Annotated in this window: 18 protein-coding genes; 4 read left to right on the forward strand and 14 right to left on the reverse strand. The window is 64.7% G+C overall.

Annotated features, from left to right (window positions below; genetic code table 11):
- Positions 1 to 2 precede the first annotated feature (2 nt).
- Positions 3 to 779: an esterase family protein gene (locus FJ970_RS10825; RefSeq protein ID WP_140758532.1), complete on the forward strand. Its 777-nt coding sequence runs from the start codon at positions 3 to 5 to the stop codon at positions 777 to 779.
- A gap of 139 nt (positions 780 to 918) precedes the next feature.
- On the opposite strand, the gene FJ970_RS10830 is transcribed toward FJ970_RS10825, so the two are convergent.
- Positions 919 to 2,454 carry an MFS transporter gene (locus FJ970_RS10830; protein WP_140758531.1) on the reverse strand — a complete coding sequence of 512 codons (1,536 nt, stop codon included), beginning with the start codon at positions 2,452 to 2,454 and terminating at the stop codon, positions 919 to 921.
- A 148-nt stretch (positions 2,455 to 2,602) separates the two neighbouring features.
- Between FJ970_RS10830 and FJ970_RS10835 the strand changes: the two genes are divergently transcribed.
- Positions 2,603 to 3,490: a LysR family transcriptional regulator gene (locus tag FJ970_RS10835; RefSeq protein WP_140758530.1), complete on the forward strand. Its 888-nt coding sequence runs from the start codon at positions 2,603 to 2,605 to the stop codon at positions 3,488 to 3,490.
- Between the two features lie 20 nt (positions 3,491 to 3,510).
- On the opposite strand, the gene FJ970_RS10840 is transcribed toward FJ970_RS10835, so the two are convergent.
- The 5 genes from FJ970_RS10840 to FJ970_RS10860 form a co-directional block, all read right to left on the reverse strand.
- Positions 3,511 to 4,614, reverse strand: a complete 1,104-nt coding sequence (locus tag FJ970_RS10840) for an AbrB family transcriptional regulator (protein ID WP_140758529.1) — start codon at positions 4,612 to 4,614, stop codon at positions 3,511 to 3,513.
- 64 nt (positions 4,615 to 4,678) lie between these two features.
- A complete protein-coding gene (locus FJ970_RS10845; protein WP_140758528.1) occupies positions 4,679 to 4,924 on the reverse strand; it encodes a type II toxin-antitoxin system Phd/YefM family antitoxin in 246 nt (81 codons plus the stop codon).
- A 17-nt stretch (positions 4,925 to 4,941) separates the two neighbouring features.
- Positions 4,942 to 5,250, reverse strand: a complete 309-nt coding sequence (locus FJ970_RS10850; protein ID WP_023770344.1) for a putative quinol monooxygenase — start codon at positions 5,248 to 5,250, stop codon at positions 4,942 to 4,944.
- 55 nt (positions 5,251 to 5,305) lie between these two features.
- Positions 5,306 to 6,091 carry an SDR family NAD(P)-dependent oxidoreductase gene (locus tag FJ970_RS10855; protein WP_140758527.1) on the reverse strand — a complete coding sequence of 262 codons (786 nt, stop codon included), beginning with the start codon at positions 6,089 to 6,091 and terminating at the stop codon, positions 5,306 to 5,308.
- Positions 6,092 to 6,160: 69 nt separating this feature from the next.
- Positions 6,161 to 6,598 carry a DsrE family protein gene (locus FJ970_RS10860; RefSeq protein WP_140758526.1) on the reverse strand — a complete coding sequence of 146 codons (438 nt, stop codon included), beginning with the start codon at positions 6,596 to 6,598 and terminating at the stop codon, positions 6,161 to 6,163.
- A gap of 111 nt (positions 6,599 to 6,709) precedes the next feature.
- On the opposite strand from FJ970_RS10860, the gene FJ970_RS10865 reads away from it, so the two are divergent.
- The gene (locus tag FJ970_RS10865; protein ID WP_140758525.1) at positions 6,710 to 7,807 is read left to right on the forward strand and encodes a hypothetical protein; all 1,098 of its coding nucleotides are present in this window, start codon (positions 6,710 to 6,712) and stop codon (positions 7,805 to 7,807) included.
- A gap of 181 nt (positions 7,808 to 7,988) precedes the next feature.
- On the opposite strand, the gene FJ970_RS10870 is transcribed toward FJ970_RS10865, so the two are convergent.
- The 7 genes from FJ970_RS10870 to FJ970_RS10900 form a co-directional block, all read right to left on the reverse strand.
- Complete coding sequence (locus tag FJ970_RS10870; protein WP_140758524.1) at positions 7,989 to 8,936, reverse strand: cation diffusion facilitator family transporter; 948 nt, start codon at positions 8,934 to 8,936, stop codon at positions 7,989 to 7,991.
- 5 nt (positions 8,937 to 8,941) lie between these two features.
- Complete coding sequence (locus FJ970_RS10875) at positions 8,942 to 11,131, reverse strand: anthranilate synthase (RefSeq protein WP_140758523.1); 2,190 nt, start codon at positions 11,129 to 11,131, stop codon at positions 8,942 to 8,944.
- Between the two features lie 220 nt (positions 11,132 to 11,351).
- Positions 11,352 to 12,407 (reverse strand): succinylglutamate desuccinylase/aspartoacylase domain-containing protein, encoded by a 1,056-nt coding sequence (locus FJ970_RS10880; RefSeq protein WP_140758522.1) that lies wholly within the window; start codon positions 12,405 to 12,407, stop codon positions 11,352 to 11,354.
- Positions 12,408 to 12,582: 175 nt separating this feature from the next.
- Complete coding sequence (locus tag FJ970_RS10885; RefSeq protein ID WP_140758521.1) at positions 12,583 to 13,761, reverse strand: MFS transporter; 1,179 nt, start codon at positions 13,759 to 13,761, stop codon at positions 12,583 to 12,585.
- 172 nt (positions 13,762 to 13,933) lie between these two features.
- Positions 13,934 to 15,310, reverse strand: a complete 1,377-nt coding sequence (locus tag FJ970_RS10890; RefSeq protein WP_140758520.1) for an FAD-containing oxidoreductase — start codon at positions 15,308 to 15,310, stop codon at positions 13,934 to 13,936.
- Positions 15,307 to 15,768 carry a DUF4126 domain-containing protein gene (locus tag FJ970_RS10895; protein WP_140758519.1) on the reverse strand — a complete coding sequence of 154 codons (462 nt, stop codon included), beginning with the start codon at positions 15,766 to 15,768 and terminating at the stop codon, positions 15,307 to 15,309. The genes FJ970_RS10890 and FJ970_RS10895 overlap by 4 nt, the downstream gene beginning before the upstream one ends.
- Positions 15,769 to 15,882: 114 nt before the next feature.
- Positions 15,883 to 16,527, reverse strand: coding sequence for a glutathione S-transferase family protein (locus tag FJ970_RS10900; protein ID WP_140758518.1), 645 nt, complete (start codon positions 16,525 to 16,527; stop codon positions 15,883 to 15,885).
- A 241-nt stretch (positions 16,528 to 16,768) separates the two neighbouring features.
- Between FJ970_RS10900 and FJ970_RS10905 the strand changes: the two genes are divergently transcribed.
- Positions 16,769 to 17,326 carry a sugar O-acetyltransferase gene (locus FJ970_RS10905; protein ID WP_140758517.1) on the forward strand — a complete coding sequence of 186 codons (558 nt, stop codon included), beginning with the start codon at positions 16,769 to 16,771 and terminating at the stop codon, positions 17,324 to 17,326.
- Here FJ970_RS10905 and FJ970_RS10910 read toward each other — a convergent pair.
- On the reverse strand, positions 17,313 to 18,341 hold the full coding sequence (locus FJ970_RS10910; RefSeq protein WP_140758516.1) for a GlxA family transcriptional regulator: 1,029 nt from the start codon (positions 18,339 to 18,341) through the stop codon (positions 17,313 to 17,315). The genes FJ970_RS10905 and FJ970_RS10910 overlap by 14 nt on opposite strands.
- Positions 18,342 to 18,363 lie beyond the last annotated feature (22 nt).

An 18,363-nucleotide genomic window follows, 5' to 3' on the forward strand; every position in this document is an offset into this window, starting at 1 on the left:
CCATGGACGTCTCCTATCACAAGGGTTTCGCCCGCAATCTCGGCCGCGACATGGAGTACAAGCGCTACGGCCATGCCGGCCGGCCTGTCGTGGTGTTCCCGACCTCGCAGGGCAGGTTCTACCAGTTCGAAGATTCCGGCGGGGTGGGGGCGCTGGCCGAGTTCATCGACACCGGCCGCATCCAGCTGTTCACCGTCGACGGCATCGATTCGGAATCCTTCTTCGCCAGCCATGTCGATGCCGCGCACCGTATCGCCCGCCACGAGGCCTATTTCCGCTACGTGCGCGAGGAGGCGCTGCCGGAATTTCTGGAAACCGCCGCGCAAGCCAACGGCGGACGGCGGCTGAAGCCGCTGTTTTCAGGCTGTTCGATGGGCGGCTATCATTCCTCGAACTTCGTCTTCCGTTTTCCCGAACTCGCCAGCGGCGTCATCTCGCTGTCGGGGGTCTATTCGGCACGCGATTTCTTCGGCAAGGCGCTCGACGGCGACATCTTCTACAACTCGCCGCTCGATTATCTGCCAGGGATCGTCGACCCGAAACTGCTGGCGCGGCTGAAGACGCTCAGGCTGATCTTCTGCTGCGGGCAAGGCGCCTGGGAGGAGCGCATGCTGGTCGAGACGCGCCAGCTGGAACAGATCCTGCGCGACAAATCCATTCCGGCCTGGGTCGATTATTGGGGTGGCGACGTCAGCCATGACTGGCCGTGGTGGCACAAGCAACTGGCCTATTTCTTCGGCCGCTGGCTGGATGACGATCTGATGCACAGGCTGGACTAATGCATGTCGCCCGGAAGTGTCCTCGGTTCCGGGACCACGACATGCATAAAATCAGAAGCTTACAGCAGGTCGCGCGAATACTATTCGCCGCGACATGCTGTAAGGTGCGTTGATATTCTGGCCCGCAAATGGCTGATGCCTACCCTTCCTGGCAGGCCGGCAGCGGGACGACCTCACGTTCCGCCGCCGATCCGCGACGCAGGCCGAGGAAGACGACCAGGGCGGTGACGATGGTGATAGCCGCCAGCACGATCAGCAGCCTGTCGAACGCCGCTTCGTAGGCCTCGACCAGAACGGTGGCGGCGGCCTCCGGTAAATGTTGTGCGGTTCCACCGACATTGCCAGTTACCAGCAACTGCGCCGCGGCGGCCGCATCGCTGGAAGGCGCAGCACCTCGAGCGGCGAGCTGCGCTGCGGTGAAGCCTGACAGCGTCGCCATGACGATGGCCAGCGCCACGCCCTCGCAGGCGACACGCGTGGTGTTGAAAATGCCGACCGCCATGCCGGCGCGCTCCGTCGGCACGACGCTGACGGCGAGCCCGTCCATCAATCCCCAGGGCAAGGCGATGCCGACGCCGATCAGGATCAGCGGTGCGATCAGAGCGACGGCGATCGGTGGCGTCAGGCTCAGCCAGACCAAACCGGCTGCCGCGACGAGCAGTCCGAGACCGCAGATCGTGGCCGGGGCAATCCAGCGTGCCAATTGGCCGGCGAGCAGGGGCAGGACCAGCAGTGGCCCGGAGAGGCAGATCATCAATTGCCCGGCCTTGATCTCGCTCATCCCCTCGATGCCGATGAAGCGGATCGGCAAAAGCACGAGCAGGACGACGAAGCCATAGGCGGGCGCCGCCGCAAGAAACTGGACGCCGACGAAGCGCGGAAAGCGAAACAGGGTAAGATCGAGCATCGGCCGGCGCACGCGCCGCTCGACGACGACGAACAGCACAAAGCAAAGGAAGGCCACGCCGAGAAGCGTTACCACAAGAGGATCGGCCCAGCCGCTCTGCGGCGCCTGCAACACGCCATAGGTAAGCGAGGCCAGCGCGACGGTGAACGTGCCGGCGCCCGCCCAGTCGAGGCCGGTCGCATCCGGGTCACGCGATTCCCTGATCGTGCGCAGGCCGAGGATTGCCGAGGCAACCGCGAGTGCCACGACCAGAACAAAGATCGAGCGCCAGCCGAATGCGGCGATGAGCAGGCCGGAGGCGATCGGGCCGAAGGCCAGCCCGATGCCGAAACTGGTGCCGAGGAAGGAGAAGGCGCGTAGCCGCAATGGTCCCTCGAATTCCTGGGCAAGTGCGGAGGCGCCGCCGGCGAAGGCCAGGGCACTGCCCAGCCCTTGCGCGGCCCTGAAGACGTCGAACCAGGCGATGTCGGGCGCCAGCATCGCGGCGAGCGAGGCGAGGATGTAGAGGGCGAGACCGACGAGGAAGATCCGCTTGCGGCCATGATTGTCAGCCAGAGCGCCCGCCGCCATCAGGCTGGCGGCGAAGGTCAGCATGAAAGCGTTGGTCACCCAATTGAGCGCGATCGGGCTGCCGCCGAGATCGGCCGCGATGCGGGAAAGCGCGACGGCCGGCCCGGTGAAGGTCAGGGGCATCGTCATGGCGGCAAGGCATACGGACAAGAGCACGAGCCATCTCTCGGCCGGGCCGATGGTGATCTTCAAGGTCATGGATTTTCCTATCTGAGCAGTCTGCGCCGGCATGCCGCGCTATCGCGGCGCCCGGTCATGCGGACCAAGATAGGTCGGCGACGGCTCCGGAAAAATGGTGTTAAATATCTCGACATAACGGACTAAAACGCTCGAATGGAGCAGTTTGATGGATCGCCTCAGCGGCCTTCTGGCCTTCGCCCGCACCGCCGAATTCGGCAGCTTCGTCGCCGCCGGCCGGGCGCTCGGCATCTCCGCTTCGGCGGTCGGCAAAAGTGTCGCGCGGCTCGAACAGGAGCTCGGCGTGCGGCTGCTGCAGCGCTCCACGCGGCGGATCGGCCTGACGGAGGAGGGCAAGCTGTTCAACGAGCGCGTGCGGCGTATCCTCGACGACATCGACGATGCCGAGGCGATGCTGTCGCGGACACGCGAGACGCCGCGTGGGCGGCTGCGCGTCTCGACCCCGATCGTCACCTATCATCTCTTGCTGCCGGTGCTGTCGGAATTCATGGCGCGCTATCCCGAGATCGAGCTCGATATCGATTTCAACGACCGGATCGTCGACGTCATCGAGGAAGGCATCGACGTCGCGATCCGCAGCGGCGAGCTGCCCGATTCACGATTGGTGTCCAGACCCATTGCGCCCTTCCGCATGCTGCTGTGCGCGGCGCCTTCCTATCTCGAACGCCATGGCATACCCCGCGTGCCGGCGGATCTCATCCGGCATTTCGGCATAAACTTCCGCTATCTCAACAGCGGCAGGTTGCTGGACTGGCCCTTCATTACCGGGAGCGCCCAACCGCTGATCCGTTCGATGCTGACCTGCAACAACATGGAAGCCTTGAAAGGCGCCACGATCGCCGGACTCGGCATCGCCTGCATGCCCGATTTCCTGGTGCGGGAGGCACTGCGCGAGGACAGGCTGCGCACCGTACTGGACGATCATGTCGATGGCCGTGGCCAGTTCCGGATGCTGTGGCCCTCCAATCGCCATCTGTCGCCAAAGGTGCGCGTCTTCGTCGATTTCCTGCCCGAACGCCTTGCGGCGGCGCGATAGGATCGCACGCTGCCGCGCTTTCACTCCCTGATGCTTCTGGCCACCAGCCGCGCGATGCTCGGGCCGACAAGCAGCACGATCAGGAAACGCGCCGACTGCAGCGCCATGACGAAGGAGATGTCGACGTTCCGCGCGGCGGCGGCGATGATGGCGACGCTGTCCATGCCGCCGGGGCTGGTCGCCAGATAGGCGGTCAGCGGGTCGACGCCGGCGAGATGGCTGAGGAGGAAGGCAAGGCCGCCGCAAAAGGCGATCAACGCGACGATCGAGGCGATGATCTGCGGCAGGGCGCGTGCCGCATGGCGCAGGATCGGTCTGGTGAAGTTCAGGCCGATCGACCAGCCGACCATAGCGTAACTGATCGCCAGCAGCCATTGCGGCAATTGCATCGGCACCCCGAGGCCAAGATGGATCACGGTGCCGAAGATGAAGCTGCCAAGGAAGAAAGGCGAGGGCAGCCGGCAAAGCCTACCCGCCAGGCCGCCGACGATTGCCATGCCGATGGTGGCGGCGAAGGGCTGCGGATCGATCGCCGGGAACCAGTCGATGGGCGGGACCTCAATGCCCGAGGTGTCGACCCACATCTTGGCAACGAGGGCCGCCGTCATCGAAACGAAGATGACGCGCAGATACTGCATGAAGGCGACAAGGCGCTGGTCGGCGCCAAAGGCGCCGGCCATCAGCACCATGGCAGTAGCGGCCCCCGGCGAAGAGCCCCAGACGGCGGTAGTGCCGGGCAGGATGCGCCAGCGGCTGATCAGCCAGCCAAGCAGGCTCGAGGCCGCGACGGTGGCGATCACCACGCCGAGGAACAGCGGCCATTCCTTGTAGAAGACCGGAAAGATATCGGCCGAGATCGAAGCCGCGACGAGGCAGCCGACGACAGCCTGGGCGGAGCCGAACAGAAGGCGCGGCACCCGCACAGTGGCGCCATTGGTGCCGGCGATGATGGCTGCCAGCATTGGTCCGATCAGCAGTGCCGCCGGCAGGGCCGCGAGTTCCAGCGCACCGGCAAACAGGGTGGAGATGACCAGCAGGATCAACCATTGCCATGGCTTGCTCAGCCGCTCCATGCGCTCGATGGCGGGCTGGTCGGGATATGGCTGCTCTGCCTCGGAATCCATGCTCTGGTCTTAGACCGGGCGGCAAGGAATGCGAACCCGCCCGCGTCGAAAAAAGCGACAGCTTCTAGGTATCCGTGCCGAACAAGTGCTCGATCTTTCCACCGTCTATGCGATCGAAATGGTCGGGTACGGAAAACTGGCCAGCCATAAAGCCAACCCGTCGTGCCTGTGCCGGGGGCGATGGATCGAGAGGAATGACTTTGACCAATGGTTTGCCAGCTCTGGCGATGATGAATGGCTCGCCGTTCGCGGCCAGGTCAACGAGACGTGAAAGATTGGCCTTCGCATCGCTAATGTTAACGGTCTGCATCGCGCCGCCCGCCCAGCTCAGCCCGTTTTGGCTTCAGCCAGGCCGAAGCCGCCGACCGGGTGGGTCTCCACCTGGAACTCGAAGCCGCCGATGAAGGGGCGTGCCTTGGCGATGGCCGCCTGGACTTCCGGTAGCTGCAGGGATGCCTTGTGGCTTGCCTGATCGGTCCACACTTCGGTCACCCAGATCGCGTCGGCGTCGGCCGGGTCGGTGGCGATGATATAGCTCAGGCAGCCGGGCAGGGCACCGGTGCTCTCGCGCAGCACAGTCATGACAGCGTCGCGTTGGCCGCGCGCCGCCCGCATCTTGCCGATCAGTCCGTACATGTCCTCGTCCCCTGGGTTGGCGCGAAAGGAGTGTGTTTAGTATGCCGATCGCCGGTCAAGGCATCAACTGGCCGCCATTGACCTCGATCACCTGGCCGGTGATGTAGCCGCTCAACAGGTCCGATGAGAGGAACAGATAGGCGCCGACGCAATCTTGCGCCGTGCCGGCGCGGCCCTGCGGAATGGTGGCGACCATGCCCTTGATCTGCTCGTCGGTCGAATAGCGTTCGTGGAAGGGGGTGAGGATGGTGCCCGGCGCCACGGCGTTGACGCGGATGCCGAAACCGATCAGTTCCTTGGCCATGCCGCGCGTGACGTTGGAGACGAAGGCCTTGGCCGAGCCATAAAGGCCGGCGCCGCCGCCGGCGCCATTGCGCGCGGCGATCGACGAGGTGTTGACGATGAAGCCGCCCTGTTTTTTCAGCCACGGGATCGCCTTACGCGAGGCGGTCAGCACCGAGCGTGCGTTGAGATCCATCACCGCGTCGTAATGCGCCTCGGTCTGCTCGGCATAGGGTACGCGGCCGAGCATGCCGCCGGCATTGTTGACGAGCCCGTCGAGGCGGCCGAAATGTCGCGCGCTGTCCTCGACGACGCGTTCGACATCGGCGGGAAGAGAAAAATCGCCCTGGACGAGGAAGACCTTGGCGCCGCCGTCGCCAAGGATCCGGCCGAGTTTTTCGGCGGCGTCGCGGCTGGAATTATAGTGCAGCGCCACTTTGCATTTCTGCTCGGCATAGGCGAGCGCGAGCGCTGCGCCGATGCCGGTCGAGGCGCCGGTGACCAACACCGCCTTGCCGGCGAGATCGGGGATGACAAGACCAAGGGCTGTCTCTGGCACTGCTGTTCCTCCGGGGATTTCCGATATCTTGGCGGGTCTTGCCACCCTTGCATTCAAGTCATTGCCGCTTCAAGGCCTGAGATAGAGATAGCCCTGGCTTTGCAATTCGGCGAGCTTGACGACGCCGCCCTTGTCGGCGGCATGGAATCCGTCGAGCAGATCGGCGAGCGTAATGTCCATGCCGTGCATGGTGTTGCCGCAAGCGTGCGGGTCGAGCCCTTGCTGGACAAGACCGGTAAAGCGCCCCGAAATCGCCGCCGATATGCCCTTCGACTTGAAGGCGGCAAGGGCCGGGCCATGCACGACCAGCGCGATCTCGACGCTGCCGCCGGTGCCCTCATAGTGGTTCTTGATGTTGCCGAGCACGAAATTGACCTTGTCGAGATCGCTGAGGTGATAGGCGACCTTCAGCCTGGCAGGCTCGGTGGTCGCTGCCTGTACCGCCCGCAGGCCGAGAAGGGTTCCAGCTCCGGCGAGGGCCGCCTGGAACATGTCACGTCGGCGCATGGCGTCCCCTTCCTGTTCCTGGCTTGCCGGCTTCCCGCGATTTGCGTGGCTCAAGCCGCAATACTAGCATAAATTGACGCTACGTCCTGTCGATGCGGAGGAGGGGGTCACGTGGCGTTCAGTGAATGGAAGACGCTCGCCAGCGCCGGGTTCGGCGCCGCACTGATTGGCGGAGTTGTGGGTTCTGCTTTTGCCGATGATGCGCTCAAGCTCACCGAACTCAGCCCTAAAGGGGCGGACGCCTGCTTCGGCCGGGTCTATGACGCGGCGCACCTCAAGGCGCATCCGAAGCAGAAAGTGGCGCGGATTTTCTTCTACTACGGCCGTGATCCGGTCAGACGTCCGAATGAGGAACCGAGCGCGAATTCCGATACGTCCTACAATGGCTTCCTCACCACCACGGTGCGCGGTGCCAAGGCGCCGGAATGGGCCGGCGGCTGGTGCAATCACCAGTCCGAGGACGGCAAATCGGCCCCGATCCGCTGCGGCATGGATTGCGATCGCACGCTGGCGTCGCTGAAGGTCGACGACAAGGGCAGGCTGATCCTGTCCGATCTGTCGCCTGATATTTACCTCGATGCCGGTTCGGAAGAGGAACTCGGCTCGGCTGAATACGACAGGCAAGCGCTCGGGTCGGAGGACGACAATTTCCGCCTCGACCCAATGCCGGCTGCCACCTGCAAGGCCGAGTTCGCACGCATCGATCCGATCGATCCGGCGCTCGGGGCGCCGTTGCGCGAGCGGCTCAAACCCGACCAGGCCTTCTGTTACGGGCGCGACTATGATGCGGCGCATATGAGTTTGCATCCCGGCCAACTGACGCAGTCGATCCGGGTGTTCCGCGGGCCGGTGGAACTGGCCTCCTTCGCCTCCGGGGGCGATGTCACGAACTGGCCCGACGGCGCCGACATCGCCGTCTCCGTCACCACACGGCAGAAGGGGGCCAAGGTCATGCAGACCTATTCGTGCCAGGGCGAAGCCGACCAGTGGCGCTGCGCTGCGAGTGCGAAGATGAGCAATTTTTCCTGCGACATCGCGCAAAAGGAAATCTTCCTCAAGCGCGGCGCCAACGGCACCATCATGCTGGCCAACCCCAACAGCAGCCTCGCGGTTGTCGACCTCTGTTCGAAAGCCGCCGATGGCAAGACCAAGTCGGACGATAAGATCTATCGGCTGGAATCGATGCCGCAATCAGCCTGCGCGCCTTGAGGCCTGTCGATATTCAGGTGATGCCGGCCTGCGAATGGCGGCTTCCTGCGCTTCCCCGTTCTACTGCGTCGCAGTAGAACTGAGCTCACGTACTTAAAGTACGCTCCGCTCCGGTTCTCGGAAGTCACCATTCTCGACTCGGCCTGACCTGAATCTCGACAGGCCTCAGGCTAGCGCAAAGCTAAGCAAACGGCACGGCGGTCGTGCCCTTCGGCAGCTTGGCCTCGTCGTCGGGCTCGACATGGATTGTCACGCGCACCGAGGGGATGTCGGCCTTCAGCGCGTCCTCGATACGGTCGCAGATGATATGGCTGGCGCCGACCGACATGTCGGCATCGACGACCAGATGGAACTCGATGAAGGTGGCGCGGCCGGCGATGCGGGTCTTGAGGTCGTGCACCTCCATCGCGCCCTTGCAATTGGCCGAAATGATGTCGCGGATGCGCATGTGCTCCGCCGTGCCGACGGCCCGGTCCATCAGGCCGTTCATCGACGAGCCGATGACATGCCAGCCCTGCCACAGGATGTTGAGCGCGACGATGACGGCCAATGCCGGGTCGAGGATCTGCCAGCCGGTCAGGATTGCTCCGACCAGGCCGCCGAAGACGCCGACCGAGGTCACCACATCGGTCATGATGTGGTTGCCGTCGGCGACCAGCGCCGGCGATTTCTCGGCCCGGCCTGTGCGGATCAGCGTCCAGGCCCAGAAAGCATTGATGACGGTGGCGATGCCGTTGATCGCAAGGCCTTCCCAGGGCTGTTCGAGCGGCGCCGGCGTCTGCCAGGAGCGCCAGACCTCGCTCAGGATCAGAAGCGCGGCGACGACGATCAGCACGCCTTCGAGCACGGCCGAGAAATACTCGGCCTTGTGATGGCCGAAGGGATGATCCTGGTCGGCCGGCTTGTAGCTGACCTGGATCGCCCAGAAGGCCGCCATCGAGGCAATGACATTGACGATCGATTCCAGCGCGTCCGAATAGAGCGCGACGGATCCGGTCAGGTACCAGGCGGTGGCTTTGAGCGCGAGCACGACAAAGGCGACCACGATCGACCAGAAGGCAAGGTTGGCGACCTTGCGCTTCGCGGCGGCTTTCGCCGCGATCGCCATGGTGTTGTCGGCTTCGGCCATTACCGTCAGGCTGCCTTTTCCTTGGCCTTGCGCGGCAAATGCGCGACGATGTTTTCGATGATGCGCATGCCGGCATTGTGGCCGAGCGTCATGATCGATTCCGGGTGAAACTGCACCGCGGCGATCGGCTCCTTGCGGTGCTCGAAGGCCATGATGACGCCGTCCTCTGTCTCGGCGGTCACCATGAAATCGTCCGGCAGGCGCACCGGATCGGCGAAGATCGAGTGGTAGCGGCCGACGGTGACTTCCTTGGGCAGGCCCGAGAAGATGATGCCCGGTTTCGAGACACGGATCCGCGACGGCTTGCCGTGCATGGGAATGTGCAACTGCCTGAGTTCGCCGCCATAGGCTTCGGCCAGCGCCTGCAGGCCAAGGCAGACGCCGAAGATCGGCAGGTCGCGGGCGCGCGCTCGTCTGATGGTCGCCGCGCAGTCGAAATCCTTGGGCGTGCCGGGTCCGGGCGACAGCACGACCAGGTCGGGCTTCAGTCGCTCGAAGACTTCCTCCGGCACCGGCGTGCGCACGGTCGAGACATTGGCGCCGGTCTGGCGGAAGTAGTTCGCCAGCGTATGCACGAAGCTGTCCTCATGGTCGACCAGCAGGATGTTGACGCCGTCGCCGACGCGCGCCGTGGTGCGCTCGGTGCTAGTCGAATTACCCATCTTGGCGTCGCGGATGGCGGAGAGCATGGCGGATGCCTTCAGTTCGGTTTCGGCTTCTTCTTCCTCGGGAATGCTGTCGAAGAGCAATGTAGCGCCGGCGCGCACCTCGGCGATGCCGTCCTTGATGCGGATGGTGCGCAAGGTAAGCCCGGTGTTCATGTCGCCGTTGAAGTTGACCATGCCGATGGCGCCGCCATACCAGGCGCGCGGGCTCTTCTCGTTCTGCTCGATGAAGCGCATGGCCCACAGTTTCGGCGCGCCGGTGACGGTGACGGCCCAGGCATGCGACAGAAACGCGTCGAAAGCGTCCATGCCCTCGCGCAAACGGCCCTCGATGTGGTCGACGGTGTGGATCAGGCGCGAATACATCTCGATCTGGCGGCGGCCGATGACGCGCACCGAACCTGGATCGCAGACCCGCGACTTGTCGTTGCGGTCGACGTCCGAGCACATTGTGAGTTCGGACTCGTCCTTCTTGGAGTTGAGCAGCTTGATGATCTGCTCGCTATCCGAAATGGCGTCGTCGCCGCGCTTGATGGTGCCGGAGATCGGGCAGGTCTCGACGCGGCGGCCGTTGACGCGCACGAACATCTCCGGCGACGCGCCGATCAGATATTCGTTCTCGCCCAGATTGATGAAGAAGGAATAGGGCGACGGGTTGATGGACTTCAGCTTGCGCGAAATCTCGGATGGCTGCGTCTCGCAGCGTTCGTAGAACATCTGGCCGGGGACGACCTCGAACAGGTCGCCGCGCTTGAAGCTGTCCATCGCCCGGCGCACCAGATTGGCGTATTCGCCCGGCTCATGGTCGCCGCGCGGCGGGATGCGGTCGGCGGTCTTGAACGGCTCGGCGACCTGGTCGCGCGGCAGGCCTTCGGTCGAAAAACCCTCGCCCGCATAATCGTAACGGTCAGTCCAGGCCTTGGCCGAATAGTGGTCGACGACCAGGATCTCGTCGGGCAGGAACAGCACCAGGTCGCGCTGGCTTTCCTTGCGAACGAGCGTGTGCTCGACCGGGTCGAACTGGAAGGCAAGGTCGTAGCCGAAGGCGCCGTAGAGGCCGAGATTGGCGTCTTCGGCCGTCTTGAACAGAGCGGTGATGGCGCGCAGCACGGTGAAGACGGAGGGAACGCGGCTGCGTTCCTCCTCGGTGAAGACACGGCCGGGCTTGGCGACATCGAGGCGGATCAGCTTTTTCGTGGTCTCGGCGATCGTGACCTCGGAGAGACCGCCGAGCGTCCTGCCGACGACAGGCAGCAGCGCCTCGCCACGGCCGTTCAGCGCCTCGATGCGCATGGCGCGGCCGCGTGCGGAGATGACCAGCGGCGGATCGATGATGGCCGTATCCCAGCGCGTATAGCGGCCGGGATATTCGTAATTGGAGGAAAACACCGCGCCCCGGCGCGAATTCAGGCCGTCGACATAGGTGTCGATCGCACCTTCATAGGGCCGGTCGTGGCGTTCGCGGGTGATGGTGATGCCACCCGCCGTCACGAAGCTTTCAGCGCCGTTGTCCAGAACCTTCAACGTCATTGCCGTCTCCATCAGCTACTTGGGCAACGGACCCGGGAATGGCTTTGAAAAACAAATGGCCGCCCGGACATTCCGTTGCGGCCACCCTCTATTTTCACGCGCACGCGTTCGAACAGGCCGCTGTCAGCAGGCCCACCACCAAATGGTCTTGGTCGAACGCATGTTCATGGCGATTCCCTTAGCGGCGATTGGGCGGCCGCGCAACTGGATTCGACGGAGGCTAATCCTCCAGCGTGCCCGACCTGGCATCGCTGCTCTTCCTGTCGCCGACCAGTTTCAACAGGTCTTCGCCGGCGCGGATGATGCGGCGCGAGCGGCGGGTCAGGATGATGCCATCCTGTGGTGCGAACACTTCGGTGCGGCCATCGGCTTCGCCCGGAGCGTGGACAATGGTGGCGAGACGAGCGCCCCGGGTGACGCGGTCGCCGGGCTTGACGTCGTAGAGGACCGCGCCGCCCCGTGGTGCCGGCATCATGTCGATGTTTTCCAGAGGTGCCGCGACACCCTTGAACGGGCCGGGTGCGGGCAGGGCGCTGTCGGATATCACGCCGCGCGCCGCCAGCAGCCGGTAGAGGCCTGCTGCGTCGGCCGAGGCAAGCGCGCCATCGACATCGAGGATGCCGCGATATTCGACCGTGGTGGCGACGCGCCTGTCGAACTTCGCCACGTCGGCGGCTGCGTTCTGGTAGGGCATGATCGAAGCGCCCTCGAAAGTGCCGTCGGTGTCCTCGCTCCACAGCACCACGGCATCGACACCCATGGCGGCGGCGCAATCGGCCATTCCAGGCCACAGGCTGGTGTGGACGTAGAGATAGGCAAGGCCCTCGTCGTCGCAATGCAGGTCGAGCACGATGTCGTGGCCGAGCGAAAGCTGCACCAGCCGCGACTTCAGCCGCTGGTCGGCGCCGCCAAAAGTGGCGTCCGGCAGAAGCCTGGTGTCGGGCGCGGCCAGCAACGGAAAGCCGCGGTTGAAATTGGTGCGGGTGCCCAGATGAAAGCGGCCCTGGTGCTCGCCGAAATGATACTGCGCGCGGCCGATCGGGTTGGCCCAGGGCACGATGGTGATGTTGCCCCTGATGCGGCCTTCGGCCTCGGCCTTGTTCAGCATCGGCATCAATGCATCGATGGCGACGACGCCAGGCAATTCTCCGGCATGGAGTGCCGCCTGCAGGTAGGCAGAAGGCGCTGCCTTGTCTGCACCGGCGAAGCGGAACACCGGGAATTCGTAGGAAACGCCCTCGCTGTCCCCGGCGATGCGTTCAATCGATTTCTGCATGACGTCCTCCTTCAAGACCGAGACGACATGCCCATTGGAGGGCACCGATGTCGATTGGTCCAGCCCGCCGCGCCATGGGCGCAATAACAGTCTTTTGCCTTGCGCATGTCGTTGTCCCAAAACCGCTGCGCACCCACGGGTCAAGCCCGTGGGCATGCTTTTGGGCGACAGGCAGTTACTCGGCGGCAGGCTGGAGGGCGGCGATGGGCGCGCGCCGGTCCAGCGCCTGCGACAGCACCGCAACAGTAACCGCAATCAGGGCGAGCACCGCGCCGACCAGCGGCAAATTGGCATAGGAAACGCCTGATGACAGCGCCACGCCGCCGATCCAGGCGCCGCCGGCATTGCCGACGTTGAAGGCGCCCTGGTTGAGCGTGGCGGCAAGGTTCGGTCCTTCGGAAGCCGCCTCGACGACACGGATTTGCAGCGGCGGCACGACGACGAAGATGAGCAGGCCCCATAGGAAGACGATGCCGATGGCAACGCTGGCGATCGCGCCGAACTGCATGAAGCCGACGAACAGAAGGGCCATCAGCAGCAAGGTGGCGATCACCGTCGGCATCAGTTTCCAGTCGGCCAGCCTGCCGCCGATGATGTTGCCGATGGTCATGCCGGCGCCGAACAGCAAAAGCACCCAGGTAACCGCCGCGGTCGACAGGCCCGACACGTCGGTGAGGTAGGGTTTGATATAGGTGAAGACGGCGAACAGGCTGGCCGAGGTCAGCGCCGCGATCAGCATCGCCAGCCACACCTGCAGCTTGCCGAGCACGCGGACTTCGGCGCGCAGACCGCCGCCGCTCGGCTCCGTGACGTCGGACGGCACCAGCCAGGCGATGGCCGCGACCGAGATCAGGCCGATGCCGACCACGGCCAGGAAAGTGGCCCGCCAGCCGAAGGCTTCGCCGAGTGCCGTGCCGGCGGGAACGCCGAGGATGTTGGCGAGCGTCAGGCCGGCGAACATCAGCGCGATGGCGCTGGCGCGCTTGTTGCGGGGCACCAGGCTTGCGGCGACGACCGAGCCGATGCCGAAAAAGGCGCCGTGGCCGAAAGCGGTGAAGACGCGCGCAGCCATCAGCAGCCAGTAATTGGGCGCGATGGCGCAGAAGAGATTGCCAACGACGAAGAGCGCGGCAAGCCCGACCAGCACGGGCTTGCGCGGCAAATGCGCGGTGGCCAGCGCAACGATGGGCGCGCCGAAGACGACGCCCAGTGCGTAGCCGGTGACCAGCAGGCCGGCGGCGGGGATCGTCACGCCGAGATCGGCCGCGACCTCCGGCAGCAGGCCCATGATGACGAATTCGGTAGTGCCGATGCAGAAGGACGCAATGGCAAGCGCAAGGATCGGCAAAGGCATGGGAGGTCCAGACTGAATCGGTTCAATCTGGAGACTGCGCGAGGATCGCTGCTGGGCGCAACAGACATTGCCGCAATGCAGCAATGCAGAAATCGTGGAGCGCATTGGAAACGAGCGCCGGGGCGTCCGTAGGGCGGCTCGGCGATTCTACCAACGCCGAACCACTCCTGTCTCAGGCCAGCGGCTTCACTTCCTGGGCTATCGTCGGCAGCAGCTCAGAAACCGTCGGATGGATGTGCATCGCGCGCGCCAGCGTATCGACCGGCGCCTTGGCGTACATCAGGTCGAGCACGCAATGCACTGCCTCGTCGCCGCCGGGGCCGAGCACCGAGCAGCCGAGGATTTCCCTGCTGTCGGCATCGACGAGGATCTTCATGAAACCCTGCGTCTCGCCCTTTTCGACGGCGCGGCCGACGCGGGTCATCGGTCGCTGGCCGACCAGGGCGCGACGTCCGGATTTCCTCACCGCGGCCTCGGTCATGCCGCAACGGCCGAGTGGCGGGTCGATGTAGAGCGCGTAGGCCTCGATGCGGTCGCTGACCTTGCGCGGATCATTGTCGAGCAGATTGGCGGCGACGATCTCATAGTCGTTGTAGGAGGTGTGGGTGAAGGCGCCCTTGCCGTTGCAGTCGCCCATCGCCCAGATGCCTGGCACGCTTGTGCGCAACTGGTCGTCGACGACAATCGCGCCGCGTCCGTCGACCTCGACGCCCGCCTTGTCGAGACCGAGATCATCGGTGTTGAGCGTTCGGCCCAGCGCCAGCAGCACATGCGATCCGATCGCGGGCGGCTTGCCGACGGAGAAGGTCACGGCAATATCCCCACCGTGTTTGGCGAAGCCGATGTTGTCGGCGCCGACATGGACCGCGATGCCTTCGTTTTCGAGGATCGACAGGATGGCGGCCGAGACGTCCTCGTCCTCACGGCCGGTCAGGCGCGGGCCCTTTTCGATGACGGTGACCTCCGAGCCGAAGCGGCGGAACATCTGCGCGAATTCGAGCGAGACGTAGCTGCCGCCGACGACGACGAGGTGGCGCGGCAAAACGTCGAGATCCATCATCGAGGAATTGGTCAGATAGTCGATGTCGCGGATGCCGGGCAGATCCGGCACCGAGGCGCGGCCGCCCGTATTGAGGAAGATCTTTTCGGCGGTCAAAAGGTCGTCGCCGACGCGCACCGTATTGGCGGATACGAAGCGTGCATGGCCGCGATAGAGCGTGCAGCCTTTCATACCGGCGATCCATGTCTCCAGATTGCCACGGGCGTCGTTGGTAACCTTGTCCTTGCGCGCTTTGATCCGGGGATAATCGACCCCCACGGGGCCTGGGAGCGTCACGCCATAGTCGGCGGCGCGCCGCGCCAGATGCGCGGCATAGGCGCTGGCGACCATGGCCTTGGTCGGCATGCAGCCGGTGTTGACGCAGGTGCCGCCGACCAGCTTGCGCTCGATCAGCGCCACGCTCATGCCCGCGGCCGTCAGGCGGCCCGCCAAGGGCGGCCCTGCCTGACCAGCGCCGATGATGATGGCGTCGAAGGTTTTCGCAGTCATGCCGTCGCCGCCACGATCAGCAGGCCGCCGATGATCGCCACGGCGTCCTCGATGAAGGCCGCGGGCGGGTCCTTGCCGAAAGCCGCCGCCAGCCGGCCGCGCGCTTCGGCACCACCCAGCGTGCCGATGACCGCGCCGATGGCGCCGGCGATCAGGCAGACGACGGTGGCGCCGCCGGCCGCGCCGAGCACCGCGCCGGAAAAGGCGCCGAGCAGGATGCGGGCGCCGAACTGCCGCGGCACTTTGCGGCTTGGCGTCGACGGCAGCTGGTCGGTGACCAGTTCGACGATGGCCAGGATTGTGAAGATGCCGACAGCCGCCCAATGGCTCATGAAGCTCGCCCAGGTGCCGGCGACCGGCAGCCAGCCGAAATAGGCGCCCCAGGCGACGGCGGCAGGTGCCGTCATGGCGCGCAGGCCGGCAATGACGCCGATCAGAAGTGCAAGAATGTAGAGCACGGTCGGCCCCCCTCGATCCCGGGCCGGAACAGCCCTAGACGGCAGGCTACCATAGGCCGGATATTTGGCTAGGCGCGCAGACTCACAAGCGCAGCCACAGTGGATTGAGGCGGGTCACTTGGCTGGAGCGTTGACAGCAAATTGCGCGGCAAAGGCCCTGATATAAGCGGGCCGAGCTTCCCCCCGCGCGACATAGGCGGCCAGGTTTTGGTATTCGTCCAGAATGCCCGACATTCTCAGTCGCAGCAGCACCGACACCATCAGCAAATCGCCGACGCTGAACGCACCATCGAGCCAGTCGGAGACACCCAGGTAAGCCGAGAGACTGTCCAGCCGGGCGCGAACACGGTCCTTTACCAGCGGCAAGCGCGCCTCGCTCCAGGGCTTGTCAGCTTCGAATATCCTTGCCGTCGTCAATTCGAGAATCGGCGGCTCGACGGTGTTCAAGGCGGCCAACATCCATGTGATCGCGCGGGCGCGGGCATTGCGGTCCTTCGGCAGCAGGCCCGCATGCTGATCGGCAAGATGAAAGACGATCGAGCCGGTCTCGAACAGCGAGAGAGAACCGTCCTCATAGGTGGGGATCTGCCCGAAGGGATGGATGGCCAGATGATCGGGCGCCTTCATCCCCGCGAAGGAAACAAGACGAACCTCATAGGGCTGCCCCACCTCTTCGAGCGCCCAGCGAACGCGGGTATCGCGCGCCAGCCCCTTGCCGCCATCGGGCGATCGTTCAAATGCTGTGATGGTGATGGTCATCGGTCGTTTCCCTTCTTGGGCGGATTTCTTCGGCTTCGTATCGAGGACGAATGAGTTACCCGGAAATCGACAGCGGTCTTGAATTATTTCGTTGCCGGGCGCGGATCGCGAATGCCCGCTTGCGATCAACGGTCGTGACGGCACGGTGACCAATTCCGTAAAGCCGCGTATCCTGGTCTATAGGTTCACGTCAGTCCTTGCCTCGGCGCTGTTCGCAATGATGTCAAACGGAGGCACTGCCATGGCTCAGAGCGAACGTGCGAAGATGGCGGCCGGCGAATGGTATAGGTGCCTGGATGACGATCTTGGCGCGTTGCGCGGCTTGGCCGCGGATGCTGTGTTCGAACACAATACGCTCCCGCCCCGTCAACGCGGGAACCTCGGGCCAGCCCTCCGGACACTGCTGGGCGGCGTGGGCGAGGGGGTCCGCATCGAGGCGCCGTTTCATTGTGCCTACGGTTTCAATCTCTTCCTCGGCGACGGCGTCTTTCTCAATGCCGGCTGTACCATTCTCGACACCGCGCCGGTGCGCATCGGCAAAGGGACGCTGCTTGGCCCCAATGTGCAGATTTATTGCGCCGAACACCACAAGGAGCCGGCAGGGCGGCAGGCGGGACTGGAGATCGCCAGGCCGGTCACGATCGGCGACAATGCCTGGATCGGCGGCGGCGCGATCATCCTTGGCGGCGTCAGCATCGGCGAAGGCGCCATTGTCGGCGCCGGGGCCGTGGTGACGCGCGACGTGGCGGCGAACACGACCGTGGTCGGCAATCCGGCGCGGGTCGTCAGCCGGGGCTGAGTGCGCTTGCGTGCCCAATCGATGCAGCCGGGAGGCGTGGCATGCGCTCCCCGACATCGGCCCGCCTGGAAAATTCACGCCGGTATTGCGCCGGTGAGGTCCGGAGCCGCGCGGAAAAGTGCTGGCGCAGCGATGTGGCGCTGCCGAAGCCGGCCTCGAAAGCCACGACGTCCATCGATTTTTCGGTGGTTTCCAGCAGCCGTTGTGCCAGTTCGATCCGCTGGCTGGTCAGCCAATCGCCAAAACTTGTGCCGATCGATTTCTGGAAGCGGCGGGTGAAAGTGCGCCGTGTCAGGCCGGCTGCTTCGGCGACGCCGTCAAGGCTGTGCGTTTCGCCAAGCGCCGCGCGAACCGCGTCGAGCGCCTCGGTGAAACGGTCGGCATTGGCGCTTTTTGCCACCGGGCGCTCGATGAACTGCGCCTGTCCGCCCTGCCGGTGCGGGGAGAGGACGACGTGCCGGGCGAGCCGCAGTGCCGCCTCCGCGCCATAGCGGGCGCGCACGATGTGCAGGCAGCAGTCGAGCCCGGCGGCGACGCCGGCGGAGGTGACGATGTCGCCATCATCGACATAGAGCACGTCCGCGTCGACTGAAATGTCGGGATGAAGGGCCTGCAACCGGTCGGTATAGGCCCAATGCGTGGTCGCCCTCCGTCCAGAGAGCAGGCCGGCGGCGGCGAGGGCAAAGGTGCCGAGACACAGTCCCACGATCAGCGCGCCGCGCCGGTGGGCGCGGCGAAGCGCTTCCTCGATCGGTTTTGCCAGAGGTGCTTCGAGGTCCTTCCAACTCGGGATGATGACGATATCGGCGTCTTCGAGCGCGGCAAGCCCGTGCGGGACCAGGATGCTCAGCCCGGCATCGGTCCGGATCAGCCCTTCCTCGACCCCGCAGACACGGAAGTCGAAGCACGGCAGGCCGAGGTTGGTGCGGTCCGCGCCGAACACCAGGCAAGGCACGGAGAGATGGAACGGGCTGATGCCGTCGAAGGCGAGGACGGCGATGATGGGAGCGGTCATGGGGCGTTTCCAGTGTGGATGT

The organism is Mesorhizobium sp. B2-1-8 (genome assembly GCF_006442545.2).
Lineage (GTDB): Bacteria > Pseudomonadota > Alphaproteobacteria > Rhizobiales > Rhizobiaceae > Mesorhizobium.

What these genes read in the sequence shown, in the direction of transcription:
- FJ970_RS10890 (WP_140758520.1), bottom strand. Translation starts at nt 15,310, where the DNA reads ATGACTGCGAAAACCTTCGACGCCATCATCATCGGCGCTGGTCAGGCA.
- FJ970_RS10825 (WP_140758532.1), top strand. Translation starts at nt 3, where the DNA reads ATGGACGTCTCCTATCACAAGGGTTTCGCCCGCAATCTCGGCCGCGAC.
- FJ970_RS10900 (WP_140758518.1), bottom strand. Translation starts at nt 16,527, where the DNA reads ATGACCATCACCATCACAGCATTTGAACGATCGCCCGATGGCGGCAAG.
- FJ970_RS10905 (WP_140758517.1), top strand. Translation starts at nt 16,769, where the DNA reads ATGGCTCAGAGCGAACGTGCGAAGATGGCGGCCGGCGAATGGTATAGG.
- FJ970_RS10880 (WP_140758522.1), bottom strand. Translation starts at nt 12,407, where the DNA reads ATGCAGAAATCGATTGAACGCATCGCCGGGGACAGCGAGGGCGTTTCC.
- FJ970_RS10870 (WP_140758524.1), bottom strand. Translation starts at nt 8,936, where the DNA reads ATGGCCGAAGCCGACAACACCATGGCGATCGCGGCGAAAGCCGCCGCG.
- FJ970_RS10875 (WP_140758523.1), bottom strand. Translation starts at nt 11,131, where the DNA reads ATGACGTTGAAGGTTCTGGACAACGGCGCTGAAAGCTTCGTGACGGCG.
- FJ970_RS10845 (WP_140758528.1), bottom strand. Translation starts at nt 4,924, where the DNA reads ATGCAGACCGTTAACATTAGCGATGCGAAGGCCAATCTTTCACGTCTC.
- FJ970_RS10830 (WP_140758531.1), bottom strand. Translation starts at nt 2,454, where the DNA reads ATGACCTTGAAGATCACCATCGGCCCGGCCGAGAGATGGCTCGTGCTC.
- FJ970_RS10850 (WP_023770344.1), bottom strand. Translation starts at nt 5,250, where the DNA reads ATGTACGGACTGATCGGCAAGATGCGGGCGGCGCGCGGCCAACGCGAC.
- FJ970_RS10910 (WP_140758516.1), bottom strand. Translation starts at nt 18,341, where the DNA reads ATGACCGCTCCCATCATCGCCGTCCTCGCCTTCGACGGCATCAGCCCG.
- FJ970_RS10885 (WP_140758521.1), bottom strand. Translation starts at nt 13,761, where the DNA reads ATGCCTTTGCCGATCCTTGCGCTTGCCATTGCGTCCTTCTGCATCGGC.
- FJ970_RS10840 (WP_140758529.1), bottom strand. Translation starts at nt 4,614, where the DNA reads ATGGATTCCGAGGCAGAGCAGCCATATCCCGACCAGCCCGCCATCGAG.
- FJ970_RS10835 (WP_140758530.1), top strand. Translation starts at nt 2,603, where the DNA reads ATGGATCGCCTCAGCGGCCTTCTGGCCTTCGCCCGCACCGCCGAATTC.
- FJ970_RS10860 (WP_140758526.1), bottom strand. Translation starts at nt 6,598, where the DNA reads ATGCGCCGACGTGACATGTTCCAGGCGGCCCTCGCCGGAGCTGGAACC.